The sequence below is a fragment of the Duganella zoogloeoides genome (assembly GCF_034479515.1).
Lineage (GTDB): Bacteria > Pseudomonadota > Gammaproteobacteria > Burkholderiales > Burkholderiaceae_D > Rugamonas > Rugamonas zoogloeoides.
In genome coordinates, this window is record NZ_CP140152.1 from 3963773 (window position 1) to 3977275 (window position 13503).

General features: G+C 66.4%; 7 protein-coding genes. 2 read left to right on the forward strand and 5 right to left on the reverse strand.

Annotation, left to right across the window (positions count from 1 at the left end; genetic code table 11):
• Positions 1-29: 29 nt before the first annotated feature.
• Genes SR858_RS17495 through SR858_RS17510 form a run of 4 tightly spaced genes read right to left on the reverse strand, consistent with a single transcriptional unit; the run spans position 30 to position 9235 of the window.
• Positions 30-1466, reverse strand: coding sequence for an efflux transporter outer membrane subunit (locus SR858_RS17495; RefSeq protein WP_019920281.1), 1437 nt, complete (start codon positions 1464-1466; stop codon positions 30-32).
• On the reverse strand, positions 1463-4759 hold the full coding sequence (locus SR858_RS17500; protein ID WP_019920282.1) for an efflux RND transporter permease subunit: 3297 nt from the start codon (positions 4757-4759) through the stop codon (positions 1463-1465). The genes SR858_RS17495 and SR858_RS17500 overlap by 4 nt, the downstream gene beginning before the upstream one ends.
• The gene (locus tag SR858_RS17505; RefSeq protein WP_019920283.1) at positions 4756-7887 is read right to left on the reverse strand and encodes an efflux RND transporter permease subunit; all 3132 of its coding nucleotides are present in this window, start codon (positions 7885-7887) and stop codon (positions 4756-4758) included. The genes SR858_RS17500 and SR858_RS17505 overlap by 4 nt, the downstream gene beginning before the upstream one ends.
• 10 nt (positions 7888-7897) lie before the next feature.
• Positions 7898-9235, reverse strand: a complete 1338-nt coding sequence (locus tag SR858_RS17510; protein WP_019920284.1) for an MdtA/MuxA family multidrug efflux RND transporter periplasmic adaptor subunit — start codon at positions 9233-9235, stop codon at positions 7898-7900.
• Positions 9236-9482: 247 nt separating this feature from the next.
• Here SR858_RS17510 and SR858_RS17515 point away from each other — a divergent pair, with 247 nt between their 5' ends.
• Entirely contained in the window at positions 9483-10226 is a 744-nt protein-coding gene (locus tag SR858_RS17515) for a response regulator (RefSeq protein WP_019920285.1), read from the forward strand.
• Positions 10223-11542 (forward strand): sensor histidine kinase, encoded by a 1320-nt coding sequence (locus SR858_RS17520; RefSeq protein WP_019920286.1) that lies wholly within the window; start codon positions 10223-10225, stop codon positions 11540-11542. Before SR858_RS17515 ends, SR858_RS17520 begins: the two co-directional genes overlap by 4 nt.
• A 55-nt stretch (positions 11543-11597) precedes the next feature.
• On the opposite strand, the gene sppA is transcribed toward SR858_RS17520, so the two are convergent.
• Entirely contained in the window at positions 11598-13481 is a 1884-nt protein-coding gene (sppA, locus tag SR858_RS17525) for a signal peptide peptidase SppA (protein WP_019920287.1), read from the reverse strand.
• Positions 13482-13503: the final 22 nt, after the last annotated feature.

A 13503-nucleotide genomic window follows, 5' to 3' on the forward strand; every position in this document is an offset into this window, starting at 1 on the left:
GTCGCCGCGCCCGCAACGCTGGCAAACTGCTACTGCGCCGCCACGTGCCAGCCGCCGCCGAGCGACTGGATCAGCGCCACCGCCGTGGTCTGGCGGTCGCCCTGGGCCTGGATCAAAGCGCGGCGCGCGTTGAGCGCGGTAGTCTGGGCGGTTACCACCTCGGTGTAGTTGACCTGGCCGGCGCGGTAGCGGTTGAGCATTTGCGCCTCCACCTGGTCGGCCGCTTCCGATGCGGCACGACGCAATTCGAGCTGCAGCGCCAGCGCGCGCGTGGCCGACAACTGGTTTTCCACGTCCGCAAACGCGGTCAGCACGGTCTGGCGGTAGCTGGCAATGGCCGCGTCGCGCGAGGCTTCGGCGCCGGCCACGCGGGCCTTGATGGCGCCGGCGTCGAACAGCGTTTGCGCCGCCGACAGGCCCAGCGACCACAGGCTGTTCGACGCATTGAACAAGCCGCCGGTCGCGTTCGACCCGAAACCGTACGAACCGCTCAGCGTCAGGCTCGGGAAGTACGCGGCGCGCGAAATGCCGATCTGCTCGTTCGCCACGGCCACCCGGCGCTCGGCGGCGGCAATGTCGGGCCGCCGTTGCAGCAAGGTCGAAGGCACGCCGGTCGGCACATCGGGCACCACCACCGCCCACTTGGCGGGAGCGATGGCGAAGTCGCTGGCGGCGCGGCCCAGCAGGACCGCGATCGCATGTTCGAGCACGGCGCGCTGGCGCACCAGGCTCACCTGGTCGATGCGGGCGTTGGCCAGCTGGGTTTGCGCCTGCAACAGGTCCGACTTGGCGGTGACGCCGGCATCAAAACGGTTCTGGGTAATTTGCAGCACCCGCTCGTAGCCCTCGGTGGTGGCGTCGAGCAGCTCCTTCTGGGCGTCGGTCATGCGCAGCGACAGGTAATTGGTGGCCAGCTCGCCTTGCGCGGACAGGCGCGCGGCGGCCAGGTCGGCAGCGCTCACCTGCAAGCTCGCCTCGGCGCTGTTGGCGCCGGCGCGCAGCTTGCCCCACACGTCCGGCTCCCAGCTGGCGCCGATGCTGGTGCGGTAGGCATTGGTGGCGCGGGTGTCGCCGCCACCGCCGGAGCGGTTGGCGGTGGCGGACAAATCCACCACCGGGAACAGCGCCGCGCGCTGCTCGGCCACCAGCGCCCGGGCCTGCGCGTAGTTGGCGGCGGCCACCGCCACGTTCTGGTTGGTCACTTCCAGGCTGGCGGCCATCTGGTTCAATTGCTCATCGCCGAACAGCTGCCACCACGGGCCGCGCTCGAGCATGTCGGCCGGCGCGGCCTCGGTCCAGCCGGCGGCCACTTTCTCGGCGGCGGGCGCGGCTTCCTTGAAAGCGGCAGGGCTCGGGGTGGCCGGCACCTGGTAGGCGGGACCGACCGCGCAGCCGCTCGCCAGCAGCGCAGACGCCAAGGTCAGGACGATGGTCGCAGGACGAAAAACAGGTACGTGTGTGCTCATGGTGTGGTCGGCGCCGCAGTTGCCTGCTCGCCGTGGATTCTGCTCAGTTGTTGTTCGGACGGGCTGCGGCGACGCAGCTTGTCCATCAGGATGTACACCACCGGCGTGGTGAAAAGGGTCAGCAGCTGGCTGGCGATCAGGCCGCCGACGATGGTCACGCCCAGCGGGCGGCGCAACTCGGAACCTTCGCCGAAGCCGATCGCCAGCGGCAGCGCGCCCAGCGCGGCAGCCACGGTGGTCATCAGGATCGGGCGGAAGCGCAGCAGGCATGCCTCGCGCACTGCCTCCAGCGGTGACAGCCCGCGCGAACGCTCTGCCTCCAGCGCGAAGTCGATGATCAGAATGGCGTTCTTCTTGACGATGCCGATCAACAGGAAAATCCCGATCAGGGCGATGGTCGAGAACTCCATCTTGAACAGCAGCAGCGCCAGCACCGCGCCCACGCCCGCCGACGGCAAGGTGGTCAGCACGGTCACCGGGTGCACCAGGCTTTCGTACAGGATGCCCAGCACGATGTAGATGACCACGATGGCGGCCAGGATCAGCAGCGGCAGCGCCTTGTTGCTGTCCTGGGCGTTCTTGGCCGAGCCCTGGAAGCTGCCGCGCACATTGTTCGGCAGGCCGATCGCCGCTTCGGCGGCGGCAATCTGCACCGTTGCGTCGGACAGGCTCACGCCTTCCACCAGGTTGAAGGCGATGGTGGTGGCCAGCTCGCCGTCCTGGTGGTTGATCGAGGTGGCCGTGGAACTCTCGGCAAACGTGGCCACCGACGACAGCGGCACCATGGTGGTGGCCGAGGTGCTCAGCGCAGAACCGGATGAGGCGTCGCGCACCGCCGGCGCCGACACGTTGGCCGCCAGGCCGGTGCTGCTCGCGGTGGTGGTGGTGCCGCTGGCGGTGGTCGTGGTGGTGGTCGCAGCGGGCGCGCCGCTCGGATTGGACGCCGTGGGCGACGGCAGCCCTTTCGACGGCACATACACATCCTTGAGCGACTCGGGACTGCGGCTGTATTCGCGCGCCACTTCCATGATCACGTGATACTGGTTGACCTCATCGTAGATGGTGGCCACCTGGCGCTGGCCGAAGCTGTTGTATAGCGCATTGTCGATGTCCCTGGACGTGATGCCCAGGCGCGACGCGCTGTCCTTGTCCACGGTGACATAGGTCTCCACGCCGTTCTCGGCCTGGTCGCTATCGACGTCGATCATGCCGGGCTGGCCTTTCATGGCCTCGGCCAGGCGCGTGGCCCATTTTTTCAGATCGGCCTCGTTGTCGCTCTTGAGCGTGTACTGGTAGTTGGCGTTGGCCGAACGGCCGCCCGAACGCAAGTCCTGCACGGGACTGAGGAACAGGCTCACGCCGGTCACCTTGGCCAGCTTCGGCCGCAGGCGCGCCAGCACGGCGTTGCCGGCGACGGTGCGCTCGTTGGCGGGTTTGAGGTTGATGAACATGAAGCCGCCGCCGGCACGCCGCCCGCCGGTAAAGCCCACCACCGTGGCGACATCGGGATCGTCCTTGATGATGTTCACCAGTTGGCGCAGCTTGCCCTGCATGGCCTGGAACGAGATGCTCTGGTCGGCGCGGATACCGCCGTTGATCTGGCCCGTATCCTGCTGCGGGAAGCCGCCCTTGGGAATAGCCGCGAACAGGTAAAAATTCAGGCCCACCACGAACAGCAATCCCAGCATCACCAGCCACACGCTCGACAAGGCCCAGTCCAGGCCATGCTCGTAGCCTTTCAGGATGCGGTCGAAACCGCGTTCGAACACGCGCGCAATGCGGCCCGGCTTGGCGGTGTGCTGGTCGGCCTTGAGCAGCCAGGCGCACATCATCGGCGTGGTGGTGAGCGACACCACCAGCGAAATCATCACCGCCGCCGACAGGGTGACGGCAAACTCCTTGAACAGCGCGCCGAACTGGCCGCCCATGAACAACAGCGGAATGAACACGGCGATCAGCGACAGGCTGATGGACAGCACGGTGAAACCCACCTCGCGCGCACCGAGCAATGCCGCCGTCATGCGGTCCATGCCGGCCTCGATGTGGCGCGTGGTGTTTTCCAGCACCACGATGGCGTCATCGACCACGAAGCCGGTGGCCACCGTCAGCGCCATCAGCGACAGGTTGTTGAGCGAGAAGCCGAGCAGGTACATCACGCCGAAGGTACCGAGCAGCGAGACGATGGTGGCCACGGCAGGAATGATGGTGGCGCGCAGATTGCGCAGGAAGGCGCTCACCACCAGCACCACCAGCAGGATCGAGATGATCAGTGTAATCTCGATCTCGTGCAGCGAGGAGCGGATGGAATTGGTGCTGTCGCTGGCAACCGACACCGTCACATCGGGCGGCAACTGGGCCTGCAAGGCAGGCAGTTGCGCGCGCACGCTGTCCACGGTCTCGATCACGTTGGCGCCGGCCTGGGGCCGCAGCAGCACGATGATGGCCGGCTGGCCGTTGAACAGGCCCAGGTTGTTCTGGTCTTCCACGCCATCGACCACTTCGGCCACGTCCTGCAGCCGGATGGCGGTGCCGTCGCGCCAGCCCACCACCAGGTTGCGGTAGTTGGCGGCGCTGCGGCCGCCCTCCCCGTTCACCGATTCGGTATAGATTTGCAGCCGGCGGCCGTCGCCCTGCAGGGCGCCGCGCGGGCGGTTGGCGTTGGTGGCCTGGATGGCGGCGCGTACGTCCTCCATCGACAGTCCTACCTTGTTGAGCGTGTACGGGTTCAGTTCCACCCGCACCGCCGGCAGCGAACCGCCGCCCAGCTCCACGTCGCCGATGCCGCTCACCTGCGACAGGCGCTGCACCACCACGTTGGAGACGGCATCGTAGATCTGACCCGGTGTGCGCGTCTTGGACGTGAGCGCCAGGATCATCACCGGCGAGCCGGACGTATTGGCCTTGCGGTAGGTGGGGTTGCTGCGCAGCGTGGCCGGCAGATCGACGCGGCTGGCGTTGATTGCCGCCTGCACCTCGCGCGCCACCGCATCGACGTTACGATTGAGATCGAACTGCAAGGTGACGTTGGCGCTGCCCGTGTTCGAGCTCGAGGTCATTTCGTTGACCCCGGCGATGACGCCCAAATGCCGTTCGAGCGGCGTGGCCACGCTCGACGCCATGGTCGAGGGGCTGGCGCCCGGCAGGCTGGCCGACACCGAGATGACCGGGAAGTCCACCTGCGGCAGCGGCGCCACCGGCAGCACGAAGAACGCGCCGATGCCAGCCAGCGCCAGGCCGATCGTCAGCAGGACGGTGGCGATCGGCCGCTTGACGAAGGGCGACGACAGGTTCACAGCGCACCGCCTTCGACCGGATACGCATCATCGTGCTTGCGGGCCGGCTGGCCTCCGCCAAAGCGGCGTCCCAGGCTGTCGAAGGCAAGATAGATCACCGGCGTGGTAAACAGCGTGAGCAGCTGGCTGACGATCAGGCCACCGAAGATGGCCAGGCCCAGGGGCCGGCGCAGCTCGGCGCCCTCGCCCCAGCCCAGCATCAGCGGTACCGCCGCAAACAGCGCCGCCAGCGTGGTCATGATGATGGGGCGGAAGCGCAGCAGCGCGGCCTGGTGAATGGCGTCGCGCGGCGACTTGCCCCCTTCGCGCTCGGCCTCGATGGCAAAGTCGATCATCATGATGGCGTTCTTCTTGACGATGCCGATCAGGAGGATGATGCCGATAATGCCGATCACCCCCAGGTCCTGGCCCGTGATCATCAGCGCCAGCAGCGCGCCCACGCCGGCCGACGGCAGGGTGGACAGGATGGTCAGCGGATGCACATAGCTCTCGTACAGCACACCGAGCACGATGTACACGCACACCACCGCCGCCAGGATCAGCCATAGCTGGTTGGACAGCGAATTCTGGTACGCACCGGAGGCGCCGAGGAAGGTCAGCGTGACCGACTGCGGGAACTTGATGTCCACGGCGGCCTGGCGGATCGCATCCACGGCCGTACCGAGCGAGACGCCGCTGGCGGTGTCGAAACCGAGCGTGGTGGCCGGATACTGCGCCACGTGCGTGACCTGCAACGGCGCCGGACGCTCGCTGATGGTGGCCACCGCCGACAGCGGCGTGGCCTTGCCCGAGCCGGTACGCAATTGCAGGTTGATCAGATCCTGCGGCGACGTGATGGAATCGTTCTTCGCTTCCAGGATCACGCGGTACTGGTTGGTCTCGGTGAAGATGGTGGAAACGATGCGCTGGCCGAAGGCGCTGTACAGCGCATCGTCGATCGACGCAGCGGTGACTGACAGGCGCGACGCCGTATCGCGGTCGATCGAGATGTATGCGGCATTGGCGCTGGCGCCCACGTCGGACACCACGTTGCGCAGCTCCTTCTTGGTACGCATCTGGTCGGCCAGCTTGGTGGCCCACTCGTTGACGGTGGCGTTATCGGCCCCCTCGATCGACACGCGGAACTGGGTAGGTCCCGATTCGGCGTCGATGGTCAGATCCTGGGTGGGTTGCAGGTACAAGGTCATGCCCGGAATCTGCGCCACGCGTGAACGCAGGCGGTCCATGATGTCCTGCTGGTTGCCGGAGCGGTCGTGTTTCAGGTTGATCAGCATGCTGCCGGTGTGGAGCATGCTGTTGTTGGCGGCGTCCACGCCGACCACGGAGCTGAGCGTGCCCACGGCCGGATCGTCGAGGATGGCGCGCGCAGCCTGCTGCTGCAGTTCGGCCATGCGCGCATACGAGACGGCCTTGCCGGTTTCCAGGCGCGCCTGCAACTGGCCCGTGTCCTGCGTCGGGAACAGGCCTTTCGGGATGGCGATATACAGCAGCACCGTCAGCAGCATGGTGCCCAGCGCCACCAGCAAGGTCAGGCCGCTGCGCGCAATCACCCAGGTGAGCGACCGGTCGTAGTGGCCCACCACCCAGTCGAAGAAATGCTGGAACTTGATGGCGAAACGGCTCGGCTTTTCCTCGCCATGGGGTTTGAGCCAGCGCGCCGACATCATCGGCACCAGCGTCAGCGACACCACGGCCGAAATCAAAATGGTGATCGCCAGCGCCATCGCGAATTCGCGGAACAGCCGGCCCACCACGTCGCCCATGAACAGCAGCGGAATCAGCACCGCGATCAGCGACACGGTCAGCGAAATGATGGTAAAGCCGATCTGCTTGGCGCCGCGCAGCGCGGCCGGCATCGGCGCGTCCCCCTCTTCGATATAGCGGGCGATGTTTTCGATCATGACGATGGCATCATCGACCACGAAGCCGGTGGCAATGGTGAGCGCCATCAGCGACAGGTTGTTCAGGCTGTAGCCGAGCAAGTACATCACGCCGCAGGTACCGATCAGCGAGATCGGCACCGACAGGCTGGCGATGATGGTCGCGCGCATGCTGTGCAAAAAGGCGAAGATCACCAGCACCACCAGCACCACGGCCAGCAGCAGCTCCATGCCCACGTGCTTGACCGAGGCGCGGATGCCGGTGGTGCGGTCGCTCAGCACCTCGACCTTGATCGCGCCCGGCAGGCCCGCTTCCAGTTCCGGCAGGCGTGCCTTGATGGCGTCCACGGTGGCGATCACGTTGGCGCCAGGCTGGCGCTGGACGTTGAGGATGATGGCCTGTTTGAGGTCGTTCTGCGAGCCGGCCCAGGCGCCCAGTTCCACGTTTTCGGCGCTATCGACCACCTGCGCCACGTCGGACAGGCGCACCGGGGCACCGTTCTTATAGGTCAGCACCAGGTCGCGGTAGTCCTTGGCGGTGACCAGCTGGTCGTTGGCGTTGATGGTATAGGCGCGCGTGGGGCCGTCGAAACTGCCCTTGGCGCCGTTGGAGTTGGACGACGTGATCACCGTGCGCAGCGTATCGAGCCCCAGCCCGTACGATGCCAGCAGGTTCGTGTCGGCCTGGATGCGCACGGCCGGGCGCTGGCCGCCGGACAGGGTCACCAGGCCCACGCCCGAAACTTGCGAAATTTTCAGCGCCAGGCGCGTGTTGACGATGTTCTGCACTTCCGTCAGCGGCATGGTGTCGGACGTGATCGCCAATGTGAGCACCGGCGCATCGGCCGGGTTGACCTTGGCGTACACGGGCGGCGCCGGCAAATCGGTAGGCAGCAGCGACGTGCCGGCGTTGATGGCGGCCTGCACTTCCTGCTCGGCCACTTCCAGCGTCTGGCCCAGGCCGAACTGCAAGGTGATGATGGACACGCCGGCGGCGCTGGTGGAACTCATGCGCTGCAAGCCCGACATCTGGCCGAACTGGCGTTCCAGCGGCGCGGTCACGGTCTGGCCCATTACCTCCGGGCTGCCGCCCGGGTAAAGCGTTTGCACCTGGATGGTGGGGAAATCGACTTGCGGCAGCGCCGACAGCGGCAGGAACTTGAAGCCTACCAGGCCGGCCAGCACGATCGCCAGCATCAGCAGCGAGGTCGCTACCGGCCGCTGGATAAAGGGAGCGGATGGACTCATGAATGGTCCCTCACTGCGCCGCGGCCTGATCTTTGCGGCGGCGCTGCTCGCCGGCCGGCGCGGCGCCGTCGCCGGCCTTGGCGCCGGCAGCACCCTGGCGGTTGCCGGAACCAGGCAACGTGACCTTGGCGCCCTCTTTCAGGCGGTCGGCGCCTTCGGTGATGACTTTTTCGCCGGCCTGCAAACCGCTGGCGATCTGCACCTTGTCTACCGTCGCTTCGCCGCGCGTAATGCTGCGCATGGTGACGGTCTTGTCTTCCTTGAGCACCCAGACGAAATCGCCCTTGGCGCCGTGGCGCACGGCGTTCACCGGCACCATGATGGCGTCCTTGATGGTACGCAGTTCGAGCCGCACGTTGACGAACTGGCTCGGGAACAGCGTCGATTTGTCATTGGCGAAGCGGGCCTTGGCCTTGACGGTGCCGGTCTGGGTATCGACCTGGTTGTCCAGCGCCGCGAACTTGCCGCTGTCAAGCGTGTTGGTGCGGGTGCGGTCGAGCGCCAGCGCCGGCAGCGCGGCATTCTCGTTAATGCGCTGCATCAGGTTCGGCACGCTGTCCTGCGGGATCGAGAACTCGACATCGATCGGCGACATCTGCGTGATCACGGCAATGCCGGTGGAGTCGCCGGAACTGACCAGGTTACCGATATCGACCACGCGCAAGCCCACGCGGCCAGTGATCGGAGCGATCACCTTGGTGTAGCCGAGATTGAGCTTGGCCGTGCCTTCGGCTGCGCGGTCGGTCATCACGGTGCCTTCGAGCTGCTTGACCAGCGCGGCCTGGGTATCGACGTCCTGGCGCGCGATCGAGTCCTGTTTCAACAGGGTGTTGTAGCGTTCGAGCGTGAGCTTGGCGTTTTCCAGTTGCGCCTCGTCGCGCTGGCGCTGGCCGCTGGCCTGCAGCAGCGACATTTCGAACTGGCGCGGATCGATCTGCGCCAGCACCTGGCCGGCCTTGACCATCTGGCCTTCCTTGAACAGCACTTTTTGCAGGATGCCGGTCACTTGCGGGCGCACCGTGGTGGTGGCGGCAGCGGTGACCGTGCCAAGCGCTTCGAGCGTGACCGGGATGTCGGCCTTTTCCGCCGTGGCCACGCCCACCGTGGTGGCGGGCATGCCGCGCCGGTTGCCGCCACCGGGGCCGCCGGGGCCAGGGCCACCAGGACCACCAGGACCGCCGGCAGCGCCCGGCGCACCGGGCACGGGCGCCGCCGGCTGGTGCGTCAGATACCAGGCCAGCCCTCCCAGCCCTGCCATCGCCGCGACGGCGATCACGCCGCCGATGATTTTTGAACGGCGGCTTTTGGGGCGGTTGAGATTCGAATTTGGCTTGGCTGGTGTTTCCATTATTGTCCCTGTTTGTATGCTGGCGAATCAGAATGCGTGGACTCTAGCACAAGGCCCCTGCCCTGTCAGTTGCCCATGCACAGCCGATACAAACTCGCTACAAAGTCGTGGACAATCAAGGACTTCAGCCACACTTCCTTCAACTAGCTTTACATTTCTTTACCGGCGTGACATCGGCCCGATACCGCCGCCCGCGACAATCTCCCCCATCGCTTAAACTGCGGCGGCAACGCTGTAAAATGTTCTGATGACTACCGACCTTGCCCACATCTCCAACCGCATCCTGCTGGTGGAAGACGATCCCCGCCTGGCAGACATGCTCACCGAATACCTGACCCAGGCCGGCTTTCGCGTCACCCACGCCCCCAACGGCCGCGAAGCCGTGGTGCACATCGCCGCCGGCCAGGCCGACGCCGTGATCCTCGACCTGATGCTGCCCGACATGGACGGCCTCGACGTGTGCCGCCAGGCGCGCGCCGTCTCCGACGTGCCGGTGCTGATGCTTACCGCGCGCGGCGACGCCATCGACCGCATCGTCGGCCTGGAAATGGGCGCCGACGACTACCTGCCCAAGCCGTTCGAACCGCGCGAACTGCTGGCCCGCCTGCGCGCCATCCTGCGCCGCCGCGTGGACGTCGGCCTGGGCCGCGCCGACCAGCGCGGCGGCCCGTCCGGATCCGACGACTTCCTGCGCTTCGGCCGGCTGGAAATCGATTCGGCCTCGCATTCGGCAAAGCTCGACGGCGTGCCGTGCGAGCTGACGGCGTACCAGTTCGACCTGCTGCTGGTGCTGGCCCGCCACGCCGGCCGCGTACTCTCGCGCGACAGCCTGATGGAACTGCTCAAGGGGGAACCAATCGAAGCGTTCGACCGCTCGATCGACGTCCACATGTCGCGCATCCGCGCCGCCGTCGAGGACGACCCCAAAAAGCCGCGCCGCATCATCACCGTGCGCGGCGCCGGCTACCTGTTCGCCAAGGTGCAGGATTGAGCGCAATACAGCCTGCGCCTGCGGCGCCCAAAGCGGGACTGTTCCAGCGCTTTTCGCGTGGCCTGCCGCGGCTCTACTTCAGCTTTTACGTGGCGCTGCTGGTGGTGCTGCTGCTGTTCGCCATGGCGGTGCTGCAATCGTGGGGCCGCTCGGGCGGGCCGCTCGAGCGCTCCAACGCCACGCTGTCGCGGGTAATGATGAATGTGCTGGCGCCGCTTGACGCCCCGCACGCCCAGCAGCAGGCCGCGCTGGAAAAGGTGGCGGCCGGCCTGAACGCCCACATGACGCTCTACACGCGCGACTGGCGGCCGCTGGCCGTGGTCGGCGACCTGATTCCGGCGCGCCACTGGCGCCAGCGCGGCATCACCGGCCCGCCGCCGGAATCGTACGTGCGCCTGCCCGACGGCCGGCGCCTGCTGTCGAGCGAGCCGCTCGGCTTCATCCGGCCCAAGGCGGCGCTGCAAAACACCATGCTGATGCTGGCGCTGGTGATCGGCGTGGCGGCGTTTCCGCTGGTGCGGCGACTGACCAAGCGCCTCGAACGCCTGCAGCAAGGCGTGGAATCGCTGGGCGCCGGCGACCTGACGGCGCGCGTCAAGGTGGAAGGCAACGACGAAGTGGCGCGCCTGGCGCAAAGTTTTAACGGCGCCGCCGACAAGATCGAGCAGTTGGTGGGCGCCCATAAAACCCTGCTGGCCAATGCCTCGCACGAACTGCGCACGCCGCTGGCGCGCATCCGACTGGCGCTGGAACTGGTGAAGGACAACGTCGATCCCAAGCGCCGCGCCGGCCTGGAACAGGACATCGCGGAGCTCAACGACCTGCTCGACGAAATCCTGCTGGCCAGCCGCCTCGGTGCGCTCACCGACACCACCCAGTACGAAGAGATCGACCTGCTGGCGCTGGCGGCCGAAGAATGCGCGCGCTACGACGAGGCGCTGCTCGACGGCCAATCGGCCGTGCTGCAAGGCGACCCGCGCCTGCTGCGCCGCCTGCTGCGCAACCTGCTGGAAAACGCCTATCGCCACGGCGTGCCGCCGGTGCATGTGACCATCGCTGCTCAAGCGGGGGAAAAGCACGGCATGGCGCGCTTGTTGGTGTGGGACCAGGGGCCGGGAATACCGGAAGAGGAATTCGAACGCGTGTTCGAACCGTTTTACCGCCGCCGCAACACCCGCGACAACAGCGGCGCGGGATTGGGCCTGGCGTTGATCAGGCAAATCGCGCGCCGCCATGGCGGCGAGGCGCGCTGCGTGCTGCGCGGGGACGGGGGCAGCAGCTTCGAGATTACCTTGCCGCTGCCATCGAACCGTTGAGCCGTCATCCTCGCGCACGCGGGGATGATCGAGCCAAGGCAGCGGGTGTTTCTACTTACGGCACCTCGCACAAGCAGTGCGTAATCACGGTAAATGGCTTGCGCGACGCCTTGATATCGGCCAACCACGCCATATCCTGCGCGACGCCGTTGGCCGCGCCGGGCGGCAGGCCGGTAGCAGCCGTCACACCCAGATTGAGCTTGGCCGATACCGCGTTGGCGACCGATTGCCCCACCGCTTGCGCCGCCGTGCCGCCCACCATGCCCAGCACCCGCTCGAACTTGCTGATCTCGCGCTCGATGTACACGGTGCGATAACCGGTCAGCTTGGCGCGCTTGGCGGCCGACGCCAGGGCGTCGCCGTAGCTGCCCAGGGTATCGACCAGCCCGCGTTCCTTGGCCTGGGCGCCGGTCCAGACGCGGCCTTGCGCCACGGCGTCGATTTTCTCGGGCGTGGTTTTGCGGGCTTTCGCCGCGCGCGCGGTAAAGTCAGCGTAGATGTGGTTGACGCTGCCCTGCATCACCTGCACGAAGCGCGGATCGAGCGGACGCAGTGGATTGTAGGCGTCGCCGAGCCACGTGGTTGGCTGGCCGGCCGAATGGATGCCCAGCTTGTCGGCCACTTTCTCGGCGGTGGGCAGGATGGCGAACACGCCGATCGAACCGGTGATCGTGTTCGGTTCGGCGATCACTTCGTCGGCCGACATCGAAATCCAGTAACCGCCCGACGCAGCCACGTTGCCCATCGAGACCACCACCGGCTTGCCGGCCGCGCGCGTGAGTTCCAGTTCACGGCGGATCAATTCGGAGGCGAACGCGCTGCCGCCCGGCGAATCGACGCGCAGCACCACCGCCTTGATGTTCTTGTCTTCGCGCGCGGCGCGGATCAGTTTGGAGGTGGAATCACCGCCGATGCTGCCCGGACCGGCCGTGCCGTCGCTGATAGAACCCTGGGCAATGACCACGCCAATGGCGTCGCCGGTCATCGGCTCGGACTGGCGCGCCAGGTAGTCTTCGAAGCCGACCTGGCGGAAGCTCTTGCCTTCGTCGTCGGCAGCGCCGCGCTTGATCATCAGGTCGCGGATTTCATCGCGGGTTTTCAGGCCGTCCACCAGCTTGGCCGCCAGCGTGATTTTCGCCAGGTCGCCGTTGAACTCGGCCACCTTGGCCGGCAGTTCGTCGATCGATTTCATGATCTGGCCCTTGGGCAGCTTGCGCGCCTTTTCCACGTTGTCGGTGTAAGACGTCCACAGGGCGTTGTTCAGGTAGGCGTCCGCCTCGGCCGCTGCCGGCGACGGGCCGTTGGCGATGTACGGTTCCGCAAAGCTCTTGTAGGTACCCACGCGCATCAGGTTGACGGTCACGCCCAGTTTGTCGAGCGCGTCGCGGTAGTAATTGCGATAGCGGCCGTAGCCTTCGATCATCACCACGCCCATCGGGTGCACATACACCTCGTTGGCGTGCGCGGCGACCAGGTACTGGTTCTGGTCGTAGTTGGTGCCCCAGGCCACCACGGTTTTGCCGGACGCCTTGAAGCGGTCGATGGCGGACGCCACTTCACGCAGCATGGCCGGACCGCCGCCCTGCATTTCGTCGGTAAGCAGCACGGCACCGCTGATGTTGGCATCCTTGGCGGCGGCGTCGAGCACCTTGAGCACGTCGCGCAGCTGCAGCATGCGCAGCGTTTCGCCACCCTGCACGCCGGTAAGCAGCGCGTCGCGCGGGCTGGCGCTGGTCTGCTCGACCAGTTGGCCCTTGAGGTCCAGCACCAGCGTGGTCTTCGCTGCGATCGGCTTGGCGCCGCCGCCGAAGATGGCAATCGCCAGCACGATCAGCAGCGCCAGGAACAGCAGGTTCAGGATCGTGCGGCGGCCGGCGTCGAGCGCGCGCCAGAAAAAGCCAAAGCCACTACGAATATAGGAAAACGGTGAACGGGCCATCAAGACTCCATGTGATTGCGAA